We start from the raw sequence: 23,627 nt of genomic DNA, 5'->3' as shown, positions 1-23,627 counted from the left end.
AAGGTGGCCGCGTCACTCGGTCCCCCGGCTCCCCGCCGGAGGCGCGACGCGCAGGGGCGTCAGGAGCGGTGGCCGGCCGGCCGCCGCGCACAACCGAGACACACGAGGAGTACGGCCATGGCCGTCGTCACGATGCGGGAGCTGCTGGAAAGCGGCGTCCACTTCGGGCACCAGACCCGCCGTTGGAACCCGAAGATGAAGCGCTTCATCTTCACCGAGCGCAACGGCATCTACATCATCGACCTCCTGCAGTCGCTGTCGTACATCGACCGCGCCTACGAGTTCGTGAAGGAGACCGTCGCGCACGGCGGGACCATCATGTTCGTCGGCACGAAGAAGCAGGCGCAGGAGGCCATCGCCGAGCAGGCCACCCGGGTCGGTATGCCGTATGTGAACCAGCGCTGGCTGGGCGGCATGCTCACCAACTTCTCCACGGTCCACAAGCGGCTGCAGCGCCTCAAGGAGCTGGAGGCCATCGACTTCGAGGACGTGGCCGCCTCCGGCCTCACCAAGAAGGAACTGCTCGTCCTCTCCCGTGAGAAGGCCAAGCTGGAGAAGACCCTCGGCGGCATCCGCGACATGCAGAAGGTGCCGAGCGCCGTCTGGATCGTGGACACGAAGAAGGAGCACATCGCCGTCGGCGAGGCGCGCAAGCTGCGCATCCCGGTCGTCGCGATCCTCGACACCAACTGCGACCCCGACGAGGTCGACTACAAGATCCCGGGCAACGACGACGCGATCCGCTCCGTCACGCTGCTGACCCGCGTCATCGCCGACGCCGTCGCCGAGGGGCTGATCGCCCGCTCCGGTGCCGCCACCGGTGACGAGAAGGCCGTCAAGTCCGACGCCGAGCCCCTCGCCGAGTGGGAGCGCGACCTGCTCGCCGGCGAGAAGGCCGCCGCGGACGCGCCGGCCGGGAAGAAGGATGAGGCGGCGGCCGAGTCCGAGGTCCAGACCTCCGCCGAGACCGCCGAGGTCGCCGACGCCGAGCAGGCCGACGAGACCCCCGCGCCCGCCGCACCGGCCGCCGAGGAAGCCCCGGCCCCCGCGGAGGCCGCGGCGTCCACCGAGGCCGCCGAGGGCGACGCCCCGCAGGCCTGATCAGCCGTCCCCCGTCACCGTCGAGAAGAGAAAACCACCGAATCATGGCGAACTTCACCGCCGCCGACGTCAAGAAGCTCCGGGAGCTCACCGGCGCCGGCATGATGGACTGCAAGAAGGCGCTGGAAGAGGCCGAGGGCGACGTCGACAAGGCCGTGGAGCTGCTCCGCGTCAAGGGCCAGAAGGGCGTCGCCAAGCGTGAGGGCCGCTCCGCCGAGAACGGCGCCGTCGTCTCCGTGATCGCCGACGACAACTCCTCCGGCGTCCTGCTGGAGCTGAAGTGCGAGACCGACTTCGTCGCCAAGGGCGACAAGTTCGTCGCCGTCGCGAACGCGCTCGCCGAGCACGTCGCGGCGACCAGGCCCGCCGACCTGGAGGCGCTGCTCGCCTCCGAGATCGACGGCAAGACCGTCCAGGCGTACGTGGACGAGGCCAACGCCTCCCTCGGCGAGAAGATCGTCCTCGACCGCTTCGCGCGCTTCGAGGGCGCCTACGTCGGCGCGTACATGCACCGCACCTCGCCGGACCTTCCGCCGCAGGTCGGCGTGCTCGTCGAGCTGGACAAGGCCGACCCGCAGACGGCCAAGGAGGTGGCGCAGCACATCGCCGCCTTCGGGCCGCGCTGGCTGTCCCGCGAGGACGTCCCGGCCGACACGGTGGAGAACGAGCGCCGCGTCGCCGAGGCCACCTCCCGCGAGGAGGGCAAGCCGGAGGCCGCCCTGCCGAAGATCGTCGAGGGCCGCGTGAACGGCTTCTTCAAGGAGAACGTGCTTCTCGACCAGCCGTTCGCCAAGGACCCGAAGAAGTCGGTGCAGAAGGTGCTCGGCGAGGCGGGCGCGCAGGTGATCCGTTTCGCGCGCATCCGCGTCGGCGCCTGAGCGCCGGGGCCACCGGCGTGCACCGTGCCGCCCGGCGCGCGCAGGCGCGACCGGACGGCACGCGCCCCGCGGTACGTGCCGCGGGGCGCGTCCCCGCGGCGGACGGCGAGCAGGGTGTACGGCGAACGGCCACCGGCCCCGCTAGGGTCGGGTTGAGTTGTAGCGGGCCGGCACGGGGGACCGCCGCCGGACCGCGGAAGTGACGAGGAGGCCATTGCCGGGAATGGGTGGATGAGAACCCCACGGCGATGGCCTCCTTCGTATGCGCACGAGGAGACTTCATGAACGAGGACGCCGACGCGGACCACGGCCACCACGAGAAGGCGGACGACGGCCACCACACGAAACGGGACAGCGCACGCTTCCTGCTGAAGCTGTCCGGCGAGGCGTTCTCCGGCGGCGGGGATCTCGGCGTCGACCCGGACGTCGTGCACGCGATCGCCCGCGAGGTCGCCGCCGTCGTCCGCGACGGCTACGAGATCGCGGTGGTGATCGGCGGTGGCAACTTCTTCCGCGGTGCGGAACTGCAGCAGCGCGGCATGGACCGGGCCCGCTCCGACTACATGGGCATGCTCGGCACGGTCATGAACTGCCTCGCCCTCCAGGACTTCCTGGAGAAGGAGGGCATCGACTCCCGGGTGCAGACCGCGATCACCATGGGCCAGGTCGCCGAGCCGTACATTCCGCTGCGGGCCATCCGGCACATGCAGAAGGGCCGCGTCGTCATCTTCGGCGCGGGCATGGGCATGCCGTACTTCTCCACGGACACCACCGCCGCGCAGCGCGCCCTGGAGATCCACGCCGAGGCCCTGCTCATGGGCAAGAACGGCGTCGACGGGGTCTACGACGCCGACCCCAAGAAGAATCCCGACGCGGTGAAGTTCGACGCGCTCGAATACGGCGAGGTCATCACCCGTGACCTCAAGGTCGCCGACGCCACGGCCGTCACCCTGTGCCGCGACAACGAACTGCCGATCCTCGTCTTCGAGCTGCTGAAGGAAGGCAACATCGCGCGGGCGGTCCGGGGTGAGAAGATCGGTACGCTCGTGAGCGCGCACGGCAGCCGGGTCTGAGGGATGGACAACGGCCTGCCGGTCGGACACCGTGCAGGCATGGTACGGGCGAACGGGGGGCCCACTCCCGATCCGCTCACAGAAGAGACCAGGAGCCAGTGGTGATCGAAGAGACCCTCCTCGAAGCCGAGGAGAAGATGGAGAAGGCCGTCGTGGTCGCCAAGGAGGACCTCGCCGCGATCCGCACCGGGCGGGCCCATCCGGCGATGTTCAACAAGATCACGGCGGATTACTACGGGGCCCAGACGCCCATCAACCAACTGGCGTCGTTCTCGGTGCCGGAGCCGCGGATGGCGGTGGTGACACCGTTCGACAAGAGCGCCCTGCGCAACATCGAGCAGGCGATCCGGGACTCCGACCTCGGCGTCAACCCCTCCAACGACGGCAACATCATCCGGGTGGTCTTCCCGCAGCTCACCGAGGAGCGCCGCAAGGAGTTCATCAAGGTCGCCAAGGCCAAGGGTGAGGACGCGCGGATCGCCATCCGTTCCGTGCGCCGCAAGGCCAAGGAGACCATCGACAAGGCCATCAAGGACGGTGACATCGGCGAGGACGAGGGCCGCCGCGCCGAGAAGGAGCTCGACGACACCACCCACAAGTACGTGGCCCAGGTCGATGAGCTGCTCAAGCACAAGGAAGCAGAGCTGCTCGAGGTCTGATGAACGACTCCTCCAGGGGGGCCCCGGCGGGTCCCGTGTACGGCGGGGGTGAAAGGGCGCAGACTCCGCGCATGCCCATCGTGTCCGGAGACGCCCCTGACGAACCCTCCCCAGGTCCCTCCGGGGGATCCGGCGTCCCGGGCGACGCCTCCTCCGCGCCGCCGCCCGCACCCAAGCGGCGCCGCGGCGGCCGGGACCTCGGCGCGGCCATAGGCGTCGGGCTCGGGCTCGGCGCCATCGTGCTGGCCACGCTGTTCGTCGTGAAAGTGCTCTTCATCGGCGTCATCGTCATCGCCGTGGCGGTCGGGCTGTGGGAGCTGACATCGCGGCTGGCGGAGTGCCGCGGCATCCGTACGCCGCTGGTGCCGCTGGTGGCCGGCGGCGTCGCGACGGTCGTCGCCGGGTACGCGCGCGGCGCCGAGGGCGCCGGAGCGGGGCTCGCGCTGACCGCCCTCGCCGTCCCCGTCTGGCGGCTGAAGGGCCCCGCGGAGGACTACCTCCGCGACGTCACCGCCGGCGTCTTCGCCGCGTTCTACGTGCCGTTCCTCGCCACCTTCGTCGCGCTGATGCTCGCCGCGGACGACGGGCCCCAGCGGGTGCTGACGTTCCTGATCCTCACGGTGATCAGCGACACCGGCGCGTACGCCGTGGGCTACAAGCTCGGCCGCCGCAAACTCGCCCCGCGCATCAGCCCGGGCAAGACCCGCGAGGGCCTGGGCGGGGCCCTGGCCTTCGCGATGGCGGCGGGCGCGGTGTGCATGGAACTCCTCGTCGACGACGGCCGCTGGTGGCAGGGCCTCCTGCTGGGCGCCGCGGCGGCCCTCAGCGCGACGCTCGGCGACCTCGCCGAATCCATGATCAAACGGGACCTCGGCATCAAGGACATGGGCACGCTGCTCCCCGGCCACGGCGGGATCATGGACCGGCTCGACTCGCTGCTGCCGACGGCGCCGGTGGTGTGGCTGCTGATGGTGATCTTCGTCGGCACGGGCTGACCGCCCGCTCCCGGCCGTTTCGGCGAGGGCCGAAACACATGGAGCAGCGCCGGCGGGCGGGCCACGGTTGTGGGCGGATGACCACGACCGAAGGGGCAGTTCGATGAGGATCATGCGCACGACGGCACGAGCGGCGGCGGTGGCGCTGCCGGCCACGGAGGGTGTGGCGGTGAGCGCCGCCACGGCGGCGGCAGGGGACGGCTCCGGCTCGCCCTCCGGCGGCATCGCGCCGCTGCTGGAAGGGGAGGGCAGCGACAAGGTGGCACCCACCGAAGTCGACTGGGGCGTCGCGCCCCCAGACGTGTCGCCCGTCGGCGCCCTGGAACGGGCGGATCAGGGCATCTGGGGATGATGCAGGCGCAGGTGAATCCGTCTGCGACACTGGTACGGCTATGCCGAAGCCAGGAGAGCTCACCTTCGCCGTCCCCCGTGGTGCCAAGAGGCCGCCGCGGCACCTAGCCGACCTCAGCCCCGCCGAGCGCCGGGACGCCGTCGCCGAGCTGGGTGAGAAGCCGTTCCGCGCCGCGCAGCTTTCGCGGCACTACTTCGCGCGCTACGCCACCGACCCGGCCGGCTGGACCGACGTGCCGGCCGGGTCCCGGACGAAGCTCGCCGAAGGGCTGCTGCCCGAGCTGATGACCGTCGTACGGCATCTGAGCTGCGACGGCGACAGCACCCGCAAGACCCTGTGGCGGCTCTTCGACGGCACGCTGGTCGAGTCGGTGCTCATGCGTTACCCCGACCGCGTCACCATGTGCATCTCCTCACAGGCCGGCTGCGGCATGAACTGCCCGTTCTGCGCCACCGGCCAGGCCGGGCTCACCCGCAACCTGTCCACCGCCGAGATCGTCCACCAGATCGTCGACGGCATGCGCGCCCTGCGCGACGGCGAGGTCCCCGGGGGCCCGGCGCGGCTGTCCAACATCGTCTTCATGGGCATGGGCGAGCCGCTGGCGAACTACAACCGGGTGCTGGCCGCCGTGCGCCGTCTCACCGACCCCGCGCCCGACGGCCTCGGCCTTTCCCAGCGCGGCATCACCGTCTCCACCGTCGGCCTCGTGCCCGCCATGCACCGCTTCGCCGACGAGGGCCTGAAGTGCCGCCTCGCCGTCTCGCTGCACGCGCCCGACGACGAACTGCGCGACACCCTGGTGCCCGTCAACACCCGCTGGAAGGTCCGCGAGGTCCTCGACGCCGCCTGGGAGTACGCCGCGCGCTCCGGCCGCCGCGTCTCCATCGAGTACGCGCTGATCAGGGATGTCAACGACCAGGCATGGCGCGCCGACCTCCTCGGCCGCCTCCTCAAGGGCCGCCACGCGCACGTCAACCTCATCCCGCTCAACCCCACGCCCGGGTCCAAGTGGACCGCCTCCCGGCCCGAGGACGAGCGGGCGTTCGTCGCCGGGCTGGAGGCCCACGGCGTGCCCGTGACCGTGCGGGACACCCGCGGCCAGGAGATCGAGGGAGCCTGCGGGCAGCTCGCCGCCTCCGCCACGGGCACACCCGCCTGATACCGTTCATCTGTACACACCGACAGGGGAGCGCTCGCAGCGCTGAGAGTGCGGCACCGTCCAGGCCGCAGACCCTCGAACCTCGCCCAGGTCATTCTGGGTAGGAAGTTCGGTCGAGACTCTGCTGCTGCCCGGGCTGCCCGCCGCCACGAAAGCAGTCCGATGAAGCGCATCGTCACCACCGCCCTGGCCGCGTCCGTCGCCCTCGGCCTGGCCGCCTGCGGCTCGGACTCCGGCGACGGATCCGGGTCCGGCCGCGGAGACACGTCCGTCACCCTCGTCACCCACGATTCCTTCGCCGTCTCCGACGACGTCCTCAAGGCGTTCGAGAAGCAGTCCGGGTACAAGGTCGACATCCTCAAGGCCAAGGACGCCGGCTCCGCCGTCAACCAGGCGGTCCTGTCCAAGGACAACCCCCAGGGCGACGTCTTCTTCGGTATCGACAACACCCTCCTCTCCCGCGGCCTCGACAACGGCATCTTCACGCCGTACAAGGCGAAGGGGCTGGACCGGATACCCGGGGAGTTCCAGCTCGACGCCGGCGAACACCGCGTCACCCCCGTCGACTACGGCGACGTGTGCGTCAACTACGACCGCGCGTACTTCGAGGAGAAGAACCTCGACCCGCCGCAGACCTTCGACGACCTCGCGGACCCCCGCTACAAGGACCTCCTCGTCACCGAGAACGCCGCCACCTCCTCCCCGGGCCTGGCCTTCCTCCTCGCCACCGCCGACGCGTACGGCAAGGGTGAAGGATGGGAGGACTACTGGGGCGAGCTGCGCGACAACGGCGTCGAGGTCGTCGACGGCTGGGAGCAGGCGTACTACGAACGCTTCTCCGGCGCCGGCAAGGGCGACAAGCCGCTCGTCGTCTCCTACGCCTCCAGCCCGCCCGTCCTCGACATGGAGTCCCGTCCGGAGGAAGCCACCACCGGCGTGTCCACCGGCACCTGCTTCCGCCAGATCGAGTTCGCCGGGCTCCTTGCGAACGCCGGCAACGCCGAAGGCGGCAAGGCCCTCCTCGACTTCCTCATCGGCGAGCGGTTCCAGCAGGACATGCCGCTGAACATGTTCGTCCACCCGGTCCGCGAGAACACCGAACTGCCCGAGGTGTTCACCCGCTACGGCGAGGAGATCGCCGACCCGCACACCCTCGACCCGGCGGTCATCGACGGCAACCGGGAGCAGTGGATCAAGACGTGGACCTCCCTGGTCGTGAAGTAACCCGGGCCGCCGGGCCCGGCACGCCGGACCCCGGCACGGGGAAGACGGGACCGGGCGCGGGCCGCCGCCGGATACGCGGGGCCGCCGCGCGGCTCGCGCTCATGGCCGTCCCCGCGGCGTTCTTCGCCGTCTTCTTCGCCTACCCCGTCGGCGCCATCGTCGCCCGCGGCCTGCGCGAGAACGGCCGCTGGCAGTTCGGCCGCGTCCCCGACGTCCTCGGCGACCCCGGCATCCTCGGCGTCCTGTGGTTCACCCTCTGGCAGGCCGCCGCCTCCACCGGGCTGACCCTCGTCCTCGCGCTGCCCGCCGCGTACGTCTTCGCCCGCTTCGACTTCCCCGGCAGGCAGCTCCTGCGCGCCCTGGCCACGGTGCCGTTCGTGATGCCCACGGTCGTCGTCGGCTCCGCGTTCCTCGCCCTCCTCGGCCGCGGCGGCGTCCTCGACGGCTGGTGGGGGGTGCGTCTGGACACCACCGTGTGGGCCATCCTCCTCGCCCACGTCTTCTTCAACTTCGCCGTCGTCGTACGGACCGTCGGCGGCCTGTGGGCCCAGCTCGACCCCCGCCAGGAAGAAGCCGCCCGCGTGCTCGGCGCCGGCCGCCTGGCCGCCTGGCGGCACGTCACCCTGCCCGCGCTCGGGCCCGCCGTCGCCGCCGCGGCCCTCATGGTCTTCCTCTTCACCTTCACCTCCTTCGGGATCATCCAGATCCTCGGCGGCCCCTCCTACGCCACCCTCGAAGTGGAGATCTACCGCCAGACCGCGGACTTCCTCGACCTCCCCACCGCCGCCGTCCTCAGCCTCCTCCAACTCGCCGCCGTCGCCGCCGTCCTCGCCGTGCACGCCTGGACCGTACGCCGCCGGGAGACCGCGCTCAGCCTCGTCGCCCCCGAGACCACCGCCCGCCGCCCCCGCGGCGCCGGCGAACGCGCCCTGGTCGGCGGCGTCGTCGCCGTCGTCGCCGTACTGCTCCTCGCACCGCTCGCCGTCCTCGTCGAACGCTCCTTCGCCACCCCCGGCGGCCACGGCACCGGTTTCTACCGTGCGCTCCAGGAGAGCGACGGCACGTTCGCCGTACCGCCGCTGGAAGCCGTCGGCAACTCCCTCGCGTACGCCGCCGTCGCCACCGTCATCGCCGTCGTCGTCGGCGGTCTCGCCGCCGCCGCCGTCACCCGCCGCGCCGGGCCGCTGGTCCGCGGCTTCGACGCGCTGCTGATGCTGCCGCTGGGCACCTCCGCCGTCACCGTCGGCTTCGGCTTCCTCATCGCGCTCGACACCCCGCCGCTCGACCTCAGATCCTCCTGGATCCTCGTGCCGCTGGCGCAGGCGCTGGTCGGCGTCCCGTTCGTGGTACGGACCATGCTGCCCGTGCTCCGCGCCGTCGACGACCGGCTGCGGGAGGCCGCCGCCGTCCTCGGCGCGTCCCCGCTGCGGGCCTGGCGCGAGGTCGACCTGCCGCTGGTCCGGCGGGCGGTGCTCGTCGCCGCCGGCTTCGCCTTCGCGGTCTCCCTCGGGGAGTTCGGGGCGACCGTCTTCATCGCCGGGCCCGACCGGCCGACGCTGCCCGTCGCCGTCGCCCGGCTCCTCGGGCGGGCCGGCGAGACCAACTACGGGCAGGCCATGGCGCTGAGCACCCTCCTCATGGTGGTCTGCGCGGCTTCACTGCTGCTGCTGGAGCGCGTCCGCAGGGACCAGGCGGGAGAGTTCTGATGCTCGTACTCGACGACGTCACCGTGCGCTACGGCGACCGCGCGGCGGTCGACGGGATCTCCCTCGACGTCGCCGACCACGAGATCGTCAGCGTGCTCGGTCCCAGCGGCAGCGGCAAGTCCACGCTGCTGCGGGCGGTGGCCGGGCTGCAGCCCGTCGCCGGCGGGCGGGTACTGCTCGGCGGGCGGAACCTCGCGGGGGTGCCCGCCCACCGGCGGGGGGTGGGGCTGATGTTCCAGGACCAGCAGTTGTTCCCGCACCGGGACGTGGGCGGGAACGTCGCTTTCGGACTGCGCATGCACGGGACCTCCCGGACGGCTGCCCGGGAGCGGGTCGCCGAACTGCTGGCACTCGTCGGGCTGCCGGGGGCGCAGCGGCGGGCGGTAGGGGCGCTGTCCGGCGGCGAGCAGCAGCGGGTGGCGCTGGCGCGGGCGCTGGCGCCGTCGCCGCACCTGCTGATGCTGGACGAGCCGCTGGGGCAGTTGGACCGCTCGCTGCGGGAGCGGCTGGTGGTGGAGCTGCGGCAGCTCTTCGGGCGGCTCGGCACGACGGTGCTGGCGGTCACCCACGACCAGGGCGAGGCGTTCGCGCTGGCGGACCGGGTGGTGGTGATGCGGGAGGGGCGCATCGCGCAGACCGGCACGCCCGTGGAGGTGTGGGAGCGGCCGGCGGACGAGTTCGTGGCGCGGTTCCTGGGGTTCGCGAACGTGGTGCGCGCGACGGTGCGGGGGACGGTGGCGGACACGCCGTGGGGGAAGCTGGGGCTGCCGGCTCCGGGTGCGCCGGGGGAGCGGTCGCTGCTCGTGCGGCCGGCGGGCGTGCGGGTGTCGCCGGCGGGGACCGGGCTGGACTGCGAGGTGGTGGGCCGGACGTTCCGCGGGGAGCACGTGCTGCTGGCGCTGCGGCCCGAGCGGGGTCCGTCGCTGGAGTCGTCGGTGGCGCTGCGGGGTGCGCCGGAGGTGGGGGACCGGGTGGGGGTGGGGTTCGAGGCGTCGGAGGTGGTGGTGCTGGGAGGGTGAGCGGTTGACCGGGGGTGTCCCCCGGTCCCGCCCCTTCCCGAAACCCGGAGGCCCGCCCCGAGGCCCCCGTGGGGCTGTCGCCCCGGGCCCCGCGCGGCTGCGCTCCGGAACTCGCGAGGTCTGCGTCCTCGGCCCCCGAGAGCTGTGGCGCCGGCCGTCCACCGGGATGGCCTGCCCCCTGAGCGCTGTGCCCCGGCCCCGCGGGCTGCGGCCGGCACCCCCCGGGGGCTGCGGCCCGGCCCGCTCGGGACTGCCGCACTCCCCGCCCCGCCGTCCCGCGCCGCGGCCCTCTCCCTACGGCGTCGCCAGGGCGGTCGTCGGGGGCAGGCGACTGGCGTGGAGGGCCGGGTAGAGGCCGGCCAGGGCGCCTATCGTCAGGGTGGCCGCCAAACCTCCCGCCAGCGTCCACGCCGGGACCACCGGTGGCCAGTCCTGCGACGCCGCATACGACGCCGTCACCGCCGCGCCGAGCAGCGCGCCCGCCGCGCCGCCCAGGGCCGCCAGCAGCAGCGACTCCGCCAGGAACTGCGTACGGATGTGGCCGCGGGTGGCGCCCAGGGCGCGCCGCAGGCCGATCTCCGCGCGGCGCTCCAGCACCGAGATGACCATCGTGTTCGCCACCCCCACGCCGCCCACCAGCAGCGCCACCGCGCCCACCCCCAGCAGCAGCCGCGTGAACGCCTCGCCCGCCGCGCGCTTCGCCGCCAGCGCGTCCGACGGGCGCGAGACCTCCACCTCGTTCGGCGCCGCCGGGTTCGCGGTCGCGCCCAGCACCGACCGGACCGCCTCCACGTCCGCGTCCGCCGAGCGCGTGTAGACCGTCGTCGCGTGGCCGTCGAAGCCCAGCCGGTCCTCCGCCGCGGGCCAGCCCACCAGCGCCGCGAGGTCCAGTTCCGGCGCCAGCGGCGCCGGCCGGAGGATCCCCACGACGGTGAACCACTCACCGCCCACCCGCACCCGCACCTCTGGCGACGCCCGCCCCACGCCCAGCCGCTCCGCGGCCGTCGCGCCCAGCACCACCGCCGGGTGGCGCGCCGTCGCGGCGTTCAGCCACGTGCCGTCGCGCAGCCGTGCGCCGGTCGCGGCGGGCAGATCGGTGCGTACCGCGTACGCCGCCAGCCCGCCGGTCTCCGCCTCCGGGATCCGGTCCGTGCGGTAGACGCGGGCGCCGGCGACCTCGCCGATCGCCGACACCGACGCCACCGGCCCGATCCTGGCCACCATGTCCTCCGCCCGCGCCGGCAGCGTCGCCTGCCCGCCGCTCATCGTCCGGCCCGGCGACACCGTCAGCAGGTTCGTGCCCAGTGAATCGAGCGTCCGGTCCAGATCCGCCCGCGAACTCGACGAGATCCCCACCACCGCCACCATCGCGGCGATCCCGATCGCGATGCCCAGCGCCGAGAGCACCGCCCGCAGGGGCCGCGTGCGCAACCCCACCGCACCGCCGCGCAGCACGTCGACCGGCCACAGCCGCGCCGGGCGCATGGCGTCGTCCGTCCTCCGCTTCATGCCGTCACCGTCCCGTCCCGCTCCACCCGGCCGTCCCGCAGCCGTACCTGCCGCGGCAGCGAAGCCGCCAGCTCCCGCTCGTGCGTGATCACCACCACCGTCGTCCCCGCCGCGTGCAGCTCCCGCAGCAGCTTCACCACCCCCGCCCCCGAAGCGGTGTCCAGCGCCCCCGTCGGCTCGTCCGCCAGCAGCAGCGGCGGATCCCCCGCCACCGCGCGGGCCACCGCGACGCGCTGGCGCTCACCGCCGGACAGCTCGTGCGGCCGGTGCTCCAGCCGGTGACCCAGACCCACCCGGTGCAGCACCCGCGCCGCCCGCCGCCGGCGCTCCGCCGGGCGCAGCCCCGTGTAGAGGAGGCCGTCGGCGACGTTGTCCAGCGCCGTTGTGCCGCCGGCGAGGTGGAACTGCTGGAAGACGAAGCCGATCCGGTGCGCACGCAGCGCGGACAGCCCGGTGTCCGACAGCGCCCCCACGTCGTACCCGGCGATCCGCACCCCGCCCGACGTCGGCCGGTCCAGGGTGCCCAGCACGTGCAGCATCGTCGACTTCCCCGACCCCGACGGGCCGGTGACGGCGACGAGTTCGCCGGCGGCCACCCGCAGCGACACACCCGCGAGCGCGGTGACGCCGCCCGCGTAGGTCTTCGTCACGTTCGTCAGCTCGATCACCGCGGCATGCCCACCTTCGTGCCCGCGGTGAGGCCGGGACCCGAGATCTCGACGCGGCCGTTCGCGAACAGCCCCGTCTCCACCGGCACGTACCGTGTCGTGCCGCCCTCGACGACCTCCACGCCGAAACCGCCCTCCGCCAGCGCCAGCAGCGCCGCGACCGGCACCGTCAGCACGTCCTCGCGGCGCCCGGCGGTGAAGTCCACGTGCACGCCCGCCTCGTCGTACGCGGACGCCGCCTTCCGCGCCGCCGCGCCCTTCAGCCGGACCACGGCCTCCACGACCGTCTGCGTCTCCTCCTCGCCCCCGCCGGGCCGCGTCGTCACGGACACGTCCGCGACGGTGCCGCGCACCGTCCGCCCGTCCGGCAGCCGCACGCCGACCTCCGCGCCCCGGCGCGCCAGCCGCCGGTCCGCGACGTCCAGTTCGGCGGTGACGGCCGGGGCGGTGCCGGTGTACGACAGAACGTCGGCGCCCGGCGCGACGAGGTCGCCGCGCTGCGCGGCGACGCTCTCCACGAGCACCGCCCCCGGCGCGACCACCACCTGCCCCGGCTCCACCCGGCCGGTCCCCGTCATCCCCAGATCCGCCTGCCAGTCGCGGACCGCGGCGGCCGTGGCGTCCGAGTACTCCTCGTCCACGGTGAAGCCGGAGTAGCCCAGCGCGCTCAGGTTCCGCTCCAGTTGCGCCACGTCCGCGCCCTCGGCGCCGGGCGCCAGCGCGCGGTACGCGGGCATGTCCCCGTACAGCAGCGTCACCGGCTCGTCGTCCACCTCGTACAGCGCCTCGCCGCGGTCGATCCGCGCCCCCGAGCGCGGGAGCCGCGTCAGCGTGCCGTCGGTGCGGGCCGCGGCGCCGGTCGCCGGGCCATGGCCCAGCTCGGCGTCGGCGCTGCGGGTGTCGACCAGCGTCTCGCGGGCCACCTCGGCGGTGGCCGGCGGCAGTTCGCCGTCCGTCGCGCCCGCCGGCTCGCCGCCGGCTGCGCCGAGGCCGAGGCCGGCCGCCGCGGCGCCGCCGGTCGCGGCGAGGAACACCGCCCCGGCGGCGATCCGCCGCCGCCTACGGCGGTGCCGGCCGCGACGCGACGCCCCGGGGGCCCCGGGCTCCCACTCCTGCTCCGGCTGCCGCTCCGGCTCCTGCGCCCGCCGGGCGTCGGGCGGCGAGGTCACTCGCCCTCCCGTGCGTTCGTGGAGCGCTCGCCCTCGCCCGCGGGCATCAGCTTCCTGCACGCCCGTTCCGCCCCGTCGTAGTCCGGGTCCTGCTCGATCGCGCCGTCCATCTGCAGCCCGCCGCCCGGCACCGGATCCGGGAAGTCCGCCACGCCGTTGGTGCGCATGCAGCGTGCGTACGCGCGCAGCTTCCCCTCCAGTTCCTTGCTGATCGGGTCGTCCTTCGAGGTGGTCGCCGGGTCGTACCGCCGGCACGCCTCCATGGCCTTCTCCACCACCGCCCGGTTCTGGCCGTCCATGTTCAGGCTCGCGCCCTTCCCGGGCTCCGGGTCCGGCACGTCCACGCCGTTCTCGCGCAGGCACCGCGTGAACTGCAGCATCTGCTCGTCCGGGTCCTCGGAGACCGGCTGCGGCCCGCCGCTGTCCTTCCGGTCGCCGCCGGCCGACGCCACCCCGTCGTCGTCGCCGTCGGAACCGCAGCCGGCCAGGGCCAGGGCGAACGCCAGCGGCAGGGCCGCGAGCGCGCTGCGCGTACGTCGTCGCATCGTCGTCTCCGCTCCTTCCAGAGGGCGCCGGCCGGACGCCGGCGCCGCGCGGACCGATGCAACCCGGCCGCACGTTTCCCTGCCGTTTCCGCCGTACGGCGGCGCCTTCCCGCCCGCCCCGGCCCGTTCCCTAACGGCGAGGAAACGCGCCGTTCGGCACCATGACCCCGAACCGTCCAGCCGGAGGGAGGCCGTGCCATGAGGGTGCTGGTGGCCGAGGACGAACCTGTGCTCGCCGCCGCCGTCGGCGAGTGGCTGCGCGCCGAGGCGCACGCCGTCGACCTCGCGTACGACGGGGCCGCCGCGCTGGAGCGGGCCGCCGTCCACGACTACGACGTCGTCGTCCTCGACCGCGACCTGCCCGCCGTCCACGGCGACGACGTCTGCCGCCGCCTCGTCGCGACCGGCTCCGCCGCGCGTGTGCTGATGCTCACCGCAGCCGCGGACGTCGCCGACCGCGTCGCCGGACTCGGCCTCGGCGCCGACGACTACCTCACCAAGCCCTTCGCCTTCCCCGAACTCGCCGCCCGGGTGCAGGCCCTCGGCCGCCGCGCCCGGCCCGCGGCACCGCCCGTGCTGCGCCGCGCCGGGATCGTTCTGGACCCGGCCAGGCACGAGGTCGTACGCGACGGGCGCTACGTGCCCCTGTCCCGCAAGGAGTTCGCCGTTCTCGCCGAACTGCTGCGCGCCGACGGCGCCCCGGTCTCCGCCGAACACCTGCTGGAGAAGGCGTGGGACGAGCACGCCGATCCGTTCACCGGCGCGGTCCGCCTCGCGGTGCTCAAGCTGCGGCGCAAGCTCGGCGAACCGCCGGTCGTCGAGACCGTCACCGGCGTCGGGTACCGCATCCGATGAGCCGCCCGACCACATCCGTGAGCCGCCCGCGCCCGGCGCCGCGCCCGCGGCGCTTCACCCTGCGCGCCCGCCTCACGCTCGTCTACGGAGCCATGTTCCTGGCCGCCGGAGCGGTGCTCCTCGGCCTCACCTACGTGCTGTTCAACGCCCGCCTCAGCGGCGGCGGCACCTTCAGCAGCAGCTCTGCGGAGCCGTCCGCCGCGCCGACCGGGGCCACGGACGCCGGCGTGCCGGACCCCGGCCCCGCGCCCGGGCCCGCCCACGAACGGTTCACCGAGAGCCGCGAGGACGTCCTGCGCGACGCCGCCGGCGCCTCCCTCCTCACCCAGGGCTCCCTCGCCCTGCTCGTCGTCGGCGCCGCCGCGGCCGGCTGCGGCTGGCTCGTCGCCGGCCGGGTCCTCGCCCCGCTGCACCGCGTCACCGACACCGCCCGCCGCATCGCCGGCGCCCCCGCCGCCGGCCGCGGCCTGCACGAACGCATCGCGCTCGGCGGCCCCGACGACGAGGTCAGGGAACTCGCCGACGCCTTCGACACCATGGTGGAACGCCTCGACCGCTCCTTCGACGGCCAGCGCCGCTTCGTCGCCAACGCCTCCCACGAACTGCGCACCCCGCTGACCGTCGGCCGCGCCCTCGTCGAGACCGCCCTGCACCGGCCCGCCGCCTCCGCGGACCTCCGGCGCCTGGGAGAGGACCTGCTGCGGATCAACTCCCGCCACGAACGGCTGATCAGCGGGCTGCTGCTCCTGGCCACCTCCGAGAACGAGGTCACCGAACGGCACCCGGTCGACCTCGCCGACATCGTCACGCACGTCGTCGCCCAGGCGGCACCCGAGGCGGAGAAGGCCGGAATCGAGGTGACCGCGCGGCCTGCGGAGGCATGGACCGCTGGTGATGCGCTGCTGCTGGAGCGGCTGGTGCACAACCTGGTCGAGAACGCCGTCCGCCACAACTCCGGCGCGGGCGGGTACGTCCGCGCCGCCTGCGCCGCGAGAGCCGACGGCCGGGCGGAGCTGGAGGTCGCCAACACCGGGCCCACCGTGCCCCCGTACGAGATCCCCGCCCTCTTCGAGCCCTTCCGCCGCCTCAACGCCGACCGGCAGGTGACGGGCGGCGGAGCCGGGCTGGGACTGTCGATCGTCCGGGCCGTCGCCCGCGCCCACGGCGGCGACGCAACGGCCCGCCCCCGCCCCGGCGGCGGCCTCACGGTCACGGTGACGCTGCCGCCCGCCCCGGCCACCGGCCCGGCCGCGGCCCGGGACCCGTGACCCGCCGGCCGGTGACCCGCCAGGTCCGGAACTGACGGACGTTGGTGACGGGTGGGTCTCTGGAGTCCAGGAGACCCGCATGACCGCACGGGAACGGCAACGACGCGCCCGGCACCGGCTGCCGGTCAACGGCCCGTTGGTGCCGGGGCATGGGAGAACGAGCGGGCGTGGGAGGTGCCGGACGGCTTGTCAACCGGCCCTGGTCTGCGCTGTACCGTCGAGCTTGCCGCAGACGTCGGTCAGTTTCTTCGCGTTGCCCTTCCACTCCACCGACCGGTAGTCGTCCGCGGTGATCTCCACGGTGTACACGCCGTCGACAGCCTCCGTCGCCCCCGTTGCCGGCTCCACCGCCCGCACCGCCGGAGGCCGGTGCCGCCGGGGCGGCGAGGGCGGCGGTCAGGCAGAGCGCCGCGGTTGTGGCTGCTGCATAACGACGCAGGGCCATTCTCCTGCTCCCTCACGTTGACGAGTCGTTTCCGGCCTGCGGACCAGGCAGCGGACACCTCCTGCCGGGGAGACGTTCCACGGCCAGCCCGTGCAGCCGGCCCCTGCGCCGCGCCGTGAGCACAGGCCGGCCGGCCTCTTCGCGGCCTGGTTCGTCTCTCCGGCTCGGATCAGAAGTGTTCCGTTGGTCTGGGCTCGGGTAATTGGCACGGAGCGCAGAGCCGTTGTCACGACGTGCACAACAAGCAACCGGAGGAATCAATGGGCTGGGCCGAGGTCCGTTCGGCCGACGTGCCGAAGGATGAGAGGTTCGGCTGGTGGCGCGACCTGCTGAGGCAGGATCGCGTATCCACGCATGCTGTCAGTGAGCAGGTCGACGACTACCACGGATCGATCGCCGGATCGGAGTCCGGGCCTGTCAGGGTGTCGGTCCTGTCGTTCTCACCCCTGACCTCGGTGCGTTCCGCGGGGTTGATACGGCGGTCGGACCCCGAGTTGTGGGAGCTGGGCTACATGACCAGCGGTTCCCTGTGGGTGGACCAGGCCCGCAACGGTACGCAGGTCGCAGCGGGCGACCTGCTGCTCTACGACACCTGCGTACCGCAGGCGGCTGGAAGCACGCAGAAACTCCGGCGATCATTCCTGACGGGAAAACCTCTCCCGGTCCCGGAACACCCTAGTCCGCCGCCCCCAGCCGCAGCAGCGCCTCCGGCGCCTCGTCCACCGAGTCGACCAGCGCGATCCGCGGCGCCATCGACCGGCCCGACGCCAGCGCCGACAGCAACTGCCACGCCGGCAGCCGCGCCGACCAGTGGCCCCGCCCCACCAGCACCATCGGCCGCGGCGCGCCGTGCGACTCGTAGTAGTTGGGCGTCGCCGCGTCGAAGATCTCCTGCACCGTGCCCGCCGCGCCCGGCAGGAACACCACGCCCGCGGTGCTGCGGGCCAGCAGCCCGTCCTCGCGCAGCGCGTTCGCGAAGTACTTCGCGATGTGCCCCGCGAAGGCGTTCGGCGGCTCGTGCCCGTAGAACCAGGTGGGAATGCCGATCGAGTCGCCGCCGCCCGGCCACCGTTCCCGGACCGCGAACGCCGCCTGCGCCCACTGGGCCACCGACGGGGTGAACGACGGCGCCTTGCCGAGCATCCGCACCGCCTCGGCCAGCGTCGCGTCGTCGAACTCCGCCCCGTACGCGCCCAGGTTGGCCGCCTCCATCGCGCCGGGACCGCCGCCGGTGGCCACGTCGAACCCGGCGCGCACCAGCGCCCGGCCCAGCCCGGCCGCGCCCGCGTAGTCCTCGCCGCCGCGCTCCAGGGCGTGCCCGCCCATGACGCCGACGACGGGCCGGCCGGCGCGCAGCCGCTCGTCCAGCGCGTTGGACATCGACTCGTCGTGCATGCCCCGTATCACGGCGGCGAATATGTCGTGCTCGGCGCGGGTGCGCCGGAACCAGGCGTACGAGCGGGCGTCCGGGGTCTGTTCGTACCCGTCCGCCAGGCCCGCGAACAGCTCGTCCGGGGTGTACAGCGTGCCCCGGTACGGATCGAACGGAAGATCCGGCACCGTCGGGAAGACGAGCGCGCCGTCGCGCTGTACGCGGTGCGCCGCCTCCTCGGCCATCGGGCAGCCGAGGAACACCGCGCCGTGCACGTCGGCGGTGAGCAGCAGGCGCGTACGGTCCGTCAGATCGACGGACTGTACGCGGAACCCGCTGATGGAGCCGGAGGCGACGGCGGTGTCGAACTCGGCGAGGGACTCGATCTCGAAGGGCGAGTGCGGCATGCGCCCCACCCTAGGCGTGCGCGCGTATCCGTTCGGCGATTCCGGTCGTCAACTCCCGGTCCATGGCCGGCAGGTCCCACGCGCCCGCGCGCGTGGCGGCGTTGCTGATCCAGAACACCAGCGTCCCGTCGTCCAGGAAGCGCGCGACCCGGCCGGCGGACCAGTCGTTGCCGCCGTCGTGGGTGGCGAGGCGGGAGCCGTCGAGGTCGAGGATGCTCCAGCCGTAGCCGTAGAAGGACTCGAGGCCGCCGGCCTCGCCCTCGGAGACGTAAGGCTCGAAGAGGAGGGACGTGGCCCGGTCGTCGAGGACGCGGTCGCCGAGGAGCGCGCGGTGCCAGCGGAGCATGTCGCGGGCGGTGGAGAGCATGCCGCCGTTGCCGCGGAGGTTCCAGTACGGGCCGTCGGCGGCCCAGGGGTGGTCCAGCGGGGTGCCCTGCGGGCGGCCCTCGTCGTCGTACTCGACGGCGATGCGGCCGGGGTCCCAGCCGGGCAGGACGTAGCCGGTGTCGGTCATGCCGGCGGGGCGGAAGAGGCGGTCGGCGAGGTACGCCTCGTAGTCGGTGCCGGACGCCTTCTCCACGACGGCGGCGAGGAGGCTGTAGCCGGTGTTGGAGTAGGCGTAGGTGTCGGCCGGGCGGATTGTCGAGGGGGGCGGCGAAGGCGGCGGCGGCCAACTCGTCGCGGGAGAGGGGGTCGTAGTCGTCCCCGACGGCCTCGGGGAGGCCGGCGGTGTGGGTGAGGAGGTGGTGCAGGGTGATGCCGCGCTTGTCGGCGGGAACGCCGTCGAAGTACCGGCCGATGCGGTCGGTGGTGCGCAGCCGGCCCTCGGTCTGGAGCTTGACGATCGCGGCGGCGGTGAACTGCTTGGTCATCGACGCGATGTCGTACACGGTGTCGCAGCGGGCCCGGGTGCCGGTTTCGGGATCGGCCGGCCCGCGACCGGAGCAGGTCACCGGCCGGCCACCGCGCGCGGCGACGACGGTGCCGGGAGCGCCTTCGGGCCAGACCTCGTCGAGGTACTTCTCCACGGCGCCGGCGGCGGGGTCACCGGCGCGCCCCTGCGTGCGCGCCCCGGCGGACCCGCCGTCGCCTCCCACGTCCCGGTCCCCGTCACGGTCCGCCCCGCACGCGGCGAGCACCAGCACCAGCAGCCCGAGGAGAACGGCGGGCACGCGCCGGCCGGGAATGTCTGCGTACGTCGTCATGCCGGGAGGCTAGGCGGCGGGCGTCCCGCGGATCGTCACGCGAGCGAGCGAACCGCCCGCACTCCGGCGGGGGACAGGGGGTCCCCCGCCCGGGGGAGAGGACCGGGCGGCATCCGGGCGGCGCGCTCCCCGCGGCCCCGAGTTGCACCGCCGTAACCCTCGTCGGAGTCTGTAAATGACATGGCTCCGCACGGGAAGGCCTCCACGGCCGGCAGTCGGGGTGAGCGCCGCCGACCGGGCGCCCTCATCGGCACGGAAAGATCGAATCGCGAGGCCGGAAAGGCCGCGGAGCAATCGGGGCATGGCAGTACGGATGTATGGCGGGCGCTTGAGGTTCGCCGCGCCCGGATGACTGTGAAGCGAGGCGATCACGGTGTCACGCATACGCATGGCGGTGGAGGTCCGCAATGATTCCTCTGTTCCCCTCGTCTGGGCCACGGACAAGATGTGGTCGGGCGACTGGACCTCTCCGTGGTTTCCCTCTCGGGCCACCCCCATCGCCCCCGGTTCCGTCGCGGAATGGCGAGCCGAGGGAGACCTGATCGGCGTGCCCACAAGCGGTACCGAGGGCAAGGTCTACTACCACGTGAACGGCGACCCGACGCGGCAGTTCTTCATACGCTTCAACAGCCCTCTCATCGAGTCGCAGTACGCCAACACCTTCCAGATCGAGGCGCCGCAGGGGTTCGAAGCGTCGTACAGCGGCGGCCAGGGCCACCACGCGCGGCTCACCGTTCGCTTCCGGGACACCGCACGCCGTCGAGTCCCCGATTTCACCCCGTCGGTCAACGGCTTTCAGTTCTCCAACAGCTGGAACGCCGGCCTTCCGGCGATGACCGTGGGGTTCCTCTGGAATCGGCTGCTCGACGAGCTCGACGACGAACTCGCCGGCCTGCTCGGCATCGCCCGTGTCGACGACGGCTGGCTGCCCATCACGAAGGCCCGCGCCGGCATGTGCGGTGGCATGACGTTCGGTGCCATGGACTACTTCGCCGCCGGCAAGCTGCCGCCCGCAACGACGACGTCCCCGGACTCCGAAGCCGATCCCCTTTTCCAGTTCATCAGGGACCGGCTGCTCGACAGCTTCGACATCACCGGCTCCGGGCACCGGTGGCTGGGCTATTCGTCGCCCCACTATCCCAACGGTGACGAGGGTGTCATCCAGCTCCTGGGTCTGGCCCGCGGCCGTTCCTGGGTGACCTACCGGGACGAGTGGCCCCGTATCCGCGACGACATCGACGCGGGCAGGCTCTCCCCGATCGGGCTGATCCAGACGGACTCGCTCGATATCGGCGAGAACCACCAGGTGCTCGCCTACGCCTACGAGCAAAGTGGTCAAAAGGTCAAGCTGTGGGTCTACGACAACAACTACCCGCGCGAAGACGACCTGCACCTCGAGTTCGACATCACCCGTACGACGGATGAGGTCCATGCCACGCGCTTCGGCCCCTATGAGGCCACTGAGCCGCGGATCTTCTGCATCTTCCGTACCAACGGCTATAACCCGCACACACCGCCGGACGGGCGTCCGTTGCCGTCGCCCGTACCGGCCCCGGCCGAGACGCCTCCCGCAGACACCCTTCGTGCGCTGGGAGAGAGCGGCGTGGACTTCAGCGTCCCGGAGTCCGATCTGCGCGACTGGCTCGGCAATCCGCAGCACACCCCCTACCCCGCCCTCGCACAGGCGCTGCTGTCCAGCGGCTGGAAACTGAAGTCCCCCGTGTTCCTCGACGTCATCGCGTGGAACTACGAGCACACGCCCGGGACGCCCTCCCCCCGGCGCCGGGAGGACGTGGACCTGGAGATTCTGAAGGCGGCCATCCTGGAGGGGTGGAACGTGCGCTACGGGACGCACGTCACCGATTTCGCGCAGCTCCTCAGGCCGTGAACGGCCGCGGCTTCCATGCCGTCGCCGGCGGGCAGTCGTACCGGCACCGATGACGTGAGAACGGGACGGGCTTCATCGCAGCGGCAGCGCCGCGAGCTCGCCCAGTGCCACGGCCAGCGGCGCGAAGACCACCAGCAGCAGCGCCGTACGCAGCAGGGCGGCGCGGCGCAGCAGCCGGGGGGAGGCGCCGATGCGCAGGAGGGCCGTCGTGACGTGGGTACGGGCACGCCTGGCCTCCAGCGCCGCCATGCACACCGTCGCCAGCGCGCAGCCCACCACCAGGCTCGCGCCCAGCACCGTCAGCGGGCCCAGCGACCGGGCGCCGTCGCCGTCCGGCCACACCAGCGTGCTCAGCACCCCGCCCGCCGCCACCGCGCACAGCGCGCCCAGCGGACGGCCCACGCGGCGGGCCTCCTGCTGCAGCACCCGTCCGGCGAGCAGCCGCAGCGCCCCCGGGCTCAGCGCACACAGCAGCCGGCCGCACAGGTGCACGATGCCGGGCCCGGCGAGGACCAGGCCCGCGGCGATCAGCGCCCAGCCCGCGACGACCGCGGGCGCCGCGTCGCCGGAGCCACCGGGCAGCGGCAGCTTCAGCGCCGCGCCGTCGCCGGCGTCCGTGAAGCCGCCCGCGTACGCGCCGAGGGCCAGGCCCGTCGTCGCCAGCGCGATGCCCCACGGCAGGTCGGCGGGGACCGGCGGGTCGTCCCCCGCGGCGCCGCCCGGCCGCGGCGCGTCCACCTCGACGCCCGCCGCGGCGGCCGCCTCGCGCCGGGCGCGCACCCGGGCCGCCGCCGCGGCGGAGCCCTGGGCCGCCGTCCGCCGCGGGCGCAGGCTCGCCGCGCTCGCCGCCGTGGCCAGCGCCGGCACGCACGCCAGCAGCGTGAGCGTGCCGACAGCGGGCAGCGGGCCGCCCGCGCCGAGCAGCGCGGCGGCGGCGCCGTCGAACGGCAGCCCCGAGAGGTCGCCGCGCAGGTGCAGGAAGAACAGCAGCGCCAGCGCGCTGCCCAGCAGGCACGACACCGCCGTCGTCACCGCGGCGACCGCCGGCGCCGCGGTCGGTCCGAAGCCCGCGGAGGACAGCCCCGGCGACGGCGTGGCGTGCGGGTCGGTACGGGCCACGGCCACCGCGAAGTGGACGGTGGCGGCCAGGGGGGCGGCGCACCAGAGCAGGTGCCCGGGGGAGGCGTGGCCGAGCGCGCTGAGCAGCAGGAAGCCGACCCCGGCCGAGGCGCAGGCGACGAGCAGCCGGCGCAGCAGCACCAGCGGGTGGGAGCCGCGGGCTAGGCGGAGACTGAGCACGAGTCCTCCGAGTCCCGCGGGTCCTCCGCGCCCCCCGCGGCTCCCCTCGCCCCCGCCCGCCCCGCGGCCCTCCCGCCCGTACGCCCGTCCTCGTACGCGACCTGCGCCGCACCTGATCGTGCGCGACCGGCCTCGCACCCGTCGACCAGGGCGAGCGCCCGGTCCGCCGCCGCCGTGACGGCCGGGTCGCCCTCCGCTCCGGTCAGCACGATGCTCATCCCGTGCGAGCGGGCCGCCGCGACGAGCGTGCGCAGCACCTGCATCCCTTCCGCACGCCGCAGCGGCGCGGTCGGCTCGTCGGCGAAGACCACGTCGGGCCAGGCGACCAGCGCCCGGGCGATGGCGATGCGCTGGCGCAGCTCCTGCGGCAGCGCCCCCGGCCGGCAGCGCGCGACGCCGGCGGCGTCCATGCGCTCCAGCCACTCCATGGCCGTGCTCCGCGCGGCGCGATGCGTCTCGCCGGCGAGCAGCAGCGGCAGCGCGGCGTTCTCCCAGGCGGTCAGCTCGGGGACCAGTTCGGGGCGGGTGCCGATCCAGCCGAAGCGGTCGCGGCGCAGTCGCTCGCGGGCGCCGGGCGAGAGGGTGTGCACGGGGCCGCTGTTGAACCACACCTCGCCCTGCTGCGGCAGCAGTTGCCCGGACAGGCACTTCAGCAGCGTCGTCTTGCCGCTGCCGCGCGGCCCGGTGACGGCGAGGATCTCGCCCCGTGCGACGCCGAGGGAGACCCCGGCCAGCGCCGGGGTGCCGCCATGGGCGTAGTGCAGCGAGCGGGCCCACAGCACGTCGTCGTCGGGTGGGGCGGTCCCCGTGGTCGCCGTGGTCATCGCACAC

22 protein-coding genes and 1 pseudogene are annotated in these 23,627 nt (G+C 73.7%); 13 read left to right on the top strand and 10 right to left on the bottom strand.

Going from position 1 to position 23,627, the window contains the following annotated elements; all coding sequences use genetic code 11:
- Positions 1 to 117 precede the first annotated feature (117 nt).
- The 10 genes from rpsB (at position 118) to I003_RS0110685 (ending at position 10,166) form a co-directional block, all read left to right on the top strand.
- On the top strand, positions 118 to 1,101 hold the full coding sequence (gene rpsB, locus I003_RS0110730; RefSeq protein ID WP_027771525.1) for a 30S ribosomal protein S2: 984 nt from the start codon (positions 118 to 120) through the stop codon (positions 1,099 to 1,101).
- A gap of 44 nt (positions 1,102 to 1,145) precedes the next feature.
- Positions 1,146 to 1,979, top strand: a complete 834-nt coding sequence (tsf, locus tag I003_RS0110725; protein ID WP_027771524.1) for a translation elongation factor Ts — start codon at positions 1,146 to 1,148, stop codon at positions 1,977 to 1,979.
- A gap of 281 nt (positions 1,980 to 2,260) precedes the next feature.
- On the top strand, positions 2,261 to 3,052 hold the full coding sequence (gene pyrH, locus I003_RS0110720) for a UMP kinase (RefSeq protein ID WP_027771523.1): 792 nt from the start codon (positions 2,261 to 2,263) through the stop codon (positions 3,050 to 3,052).
- A gap of 101 nt (positions 3,053 to 3,153) precedes the next feature.
- Positions 3,154 to 3,711 carry a ribosome recycling factor gene (gene frr / locus I003_RS0110715; protein WP_027771522.1) on the top strand — a complete coding sequence of 186 codons (558 nt, stop codon included), beginning with the start codon at positions 3,154 to 3,156 and terminating at the stop codon, positions 3,709 to 3,711.
- Between the two features lie 71 nt (positions 3,712 to 3,782).
- Positions 3,783 to 4,706: a phosphatidate cytidylyltransferase gene (locus I003_RS0110710; RefSeq protein WP_027771521.1), complete on the top strand. Its 924-nt coding sequence runs from the start codon at positions 3,783 to 3,785 to the stop codon at positions 4,704 to 4,706.
- Between the two features lie 112 nt (positions 4,707 to 4,818).
- The gene (locus tag I003_RS0110705) at positions 4,819 to 5,058 is read left to right on the top strand and encodes a hypothetical protein (protein ID WP_027771520.1); all 240 of its coding nucleotides are present in this window, start codon (positions 4,819 to 4,821) and stop codon (positions 5,056 to 5,058) included.
- Positions 5,059 to 5,098: 40 nt separating this feature from the next.
- Positions 5,099 to 6,217: a dual-specificity RNA methyltransferase RlmN gene (rlmN, locus tag I003_RS0110700; RefSeq protein ID WP_027771519.1), complete on the top strand. Its 1,119-nt coding sequence runs from the start codon at positions 5,099 to 5,101 to the stop codon at positions 6,215 to 6,217.
- A 162-nt stretch (positions 6,218 to 6,379) separates the two neighbouring features.
- Complete coding sequence (locus I003_RS0110695) at positions 6,380 to 7,441, top strand: thiamine ABC transporter substrate-binding protein (protein WP_027771518.1); 1,062 nt, start codon at positions 6,380 to 6,382, stop codon at positions 7,439 to 7,441.
- Positions 7,442 to 7,542: 101 nt separating this feature from the next.
- Positions 7,543 to 9,147, top strand: a complete 1,605-nt coding sequence (locus I003_RS0110690; RefSeq protein WP_027771517.1) for an ABC transporter permease — start codon at positions 7,543 to 7,545, stop codon at positions 9,145 to 9,147.
- Positions 9,147 to 10,166: an ABC transporter ATP-binding protein gene (locus I003_RS0110685; protein WP_037720593.1), complete on the top strand. Its 1,020-nt coding sequence runs from the start codon at positions 9,147 to 9,149 to the stop codon at positions 10,164 to 10,166. Before I003_RS0110690 ends, I003_RS0110685 begins: the two co-directional genes overlap by 1 nt.
- A 294-nt stretch (positions 10,167 to 10,460) precedes the next feature.
- Here the strand turns inward: I003_RS0110685 and I003_RS0110680 are convergent, their stop codons facing one another.
- From I003_RS0110680 to I003_RS0110665, 4 genes are all read right to left on the bottom strand, one after another.
- Complete coding sequence (locus tag I003_RS0110680) at positions 10,461 to 11,675, bottom strand: ABC transporter permease (RefSeq protein ID WP_037720590.1); 1,215 nt, start codon at positions 11,673 to 11,675, stop codon at positions 10,461 to 10,463.
- Entirely contained in the window at positions 11,672 to 12,343 is a 672-nt protein-coding gene (locus tag I003_RS0110675; protein WP_027771515.1) for an ABC transporter ATP-binding protein, read from the bottom strand. Before I003_RS0110675 ends, I003_RS0110680 begins: the two co-directional genes overlap by 4 nt.
- Positions 12,340 to 13,392, bottom strand: coding sequence for a peptidoglycan-binding protein (locus tag I003_RS31920; RefSeq protein ID WP_051368184.1), 1,053 nt, complete (start codon positions 13,390 to 13,392; stop codon positions 12,340 to 12,342). Before I003_RS31920 ends, I003_RS0110675 begins: the two co-directional genes overlap by 4 nt.
- A gap of 116 nt (positions 13,393 to 13,508) precedes the next feature.
- Positions 13,509 to 14,057 carry a hypothetical protein gene (locus I003_RS0110665; RefSeq protein WP_027771514.1) on the bottom strand — a complete coding sequence of 183 codons (549 nt, stop codon included), beginning with the start codon at positions 14,055 to 14,057 and terminating at the stop codon, positions 13,509 to 13,511.
- 198 nt (positions 14,058 to 14,255) lie between these two features.
- Between I003_RS0110665 and I003_RS0110660 the strand changes: the two genes are divergently transcribed.
- Complete coding sequence (locus I003_RS0110660; RefSeq protein ID WP_027771513.1) at positions 14,256 to 14,912, top strand: response regulator transcription factor; 657 nt, start codon at positions 14,256 to 14,258, stop codon at positions 14,910 to 14,912.
- Positions 14,909 to 16,180: a sensor histidine kinase gene (locus tag I003_RS0110655; RefSeq protein ID WP_027771512.1), complete on the top strand. Its 1,272-nt coding sequence runs from the start codon at positions 14,909 to 14,911 to the stop codon at positions 16,178 to 16,180. The genes I003_RS0110660 and I003_RS0110655 overlap by 4 nt, the downstream gene beginning before the upstream one ends.
- A 189-nt stretch (positions 16,181 to 16,369) precedes the next feature.
- On the opposite strand, the gene I003_RS36015 is transcribed toward I003_RS0110655, so the two are convergent.
- From I003_RS36015 to I003_RS36835, 4 genes and pseudogenes are all read right to left on the bottom strand, one after another.
- Positions 16,370 to 16,528, bottom strand: coding sequence for a hypothetical protein (locus tag I003_RS36015; RefSeq protein WP_158688961.1), 159 nt, complete (start codon positions 16,526 to 16,528; stop codon positions 16,370 to 16,372).
- 772 nt (positions 16,529 to 17,300) lie between these two features.
- Positions 17,301 to 18,404, bottom strand: coding sequence for an LOG family protein (locus I003_RS0110645; protein WP_027771511.1), 1,104 nt, complete (start codon positions 18,402 to 18,404; stop codon positions 17,301 to 17,303).
- 10 nt (positions 18,405 to 18,414) lie between these two features.
- Positions 18,415 to 18,984 (bottom strand): serine hydrolase domain-containing protein, encoded by a 570-nt coding sequence (locus I003_RS36840; protein ID WP_486584175.1) that lies wholly within the window; start codon positions 18,982 to 18,984, stop codon positions 18,415 to 18,417.
- A gap of 115 nt (positions 18,985 to 19,099) precedes the next feature.
- Positions 19,100 to 19,609, bottom strand: a pseudogene (locus I003_RS36835) (serine hydrolase domain-containing protein); the annotation flags it as partial.
- A gap of 547 nt (positions 19,610 to 20,156) precedes the next feature.
- Here I003_RS36835 and I003_RS0110635 point away from each other — a divergent pair.
- Entirely contained in the window at positions 20,157 to 21,497 is a 1,341-nt protein-coding gene (locus I003_RS0110635) for a hypothetical protein (RefSeq protein ID WP_486584174.1), read from the top strand.
- Between the two features lie 72 nt (positions 21,498 to 21,569).
- Here I003_RS0110635 and I003_RS0110630 read toward each other — a convergent pair whose 3' ends face one another.
- Both I003_RS0110630 and I003_RS0110625 read right to left on the bottom strand, forming a co-directional pair.
- Complete coding sequence (locus tag I003_RS0110630) at positions 21,570 to 22,796, bottom strand: hypothetical protein (RefSeq protein ID WP_027771509.1); 1,227 nt, start codon at positions 22,794 to 22,796, stop codon at positions 21,570 to 21,572.
- Positions 22,778 to 23,620, bottom strand: a complete 843-nt coding sequence (locus I003_RS0110625; protein WP_027771508.1) for an ATP-binding cassette domain-containing protein — start codon at positions 23,618 to 23,620, stop codon at positions 22,778 to 22,780. Before I003_RS0110625 ends, I003_RS0110630 begins: the two co-directional genes overlap by 19 nt.
- Between the last annotated feature and the right edge of the window lie 7 nt (positions 23,621 to 23,627).

This window comes from Streptomyces sp. CNQ329 (genome assembly GCF_000482585.1).
This window is presented reverse-complemented; position numbering and strand designations above follow the sequence as displayed.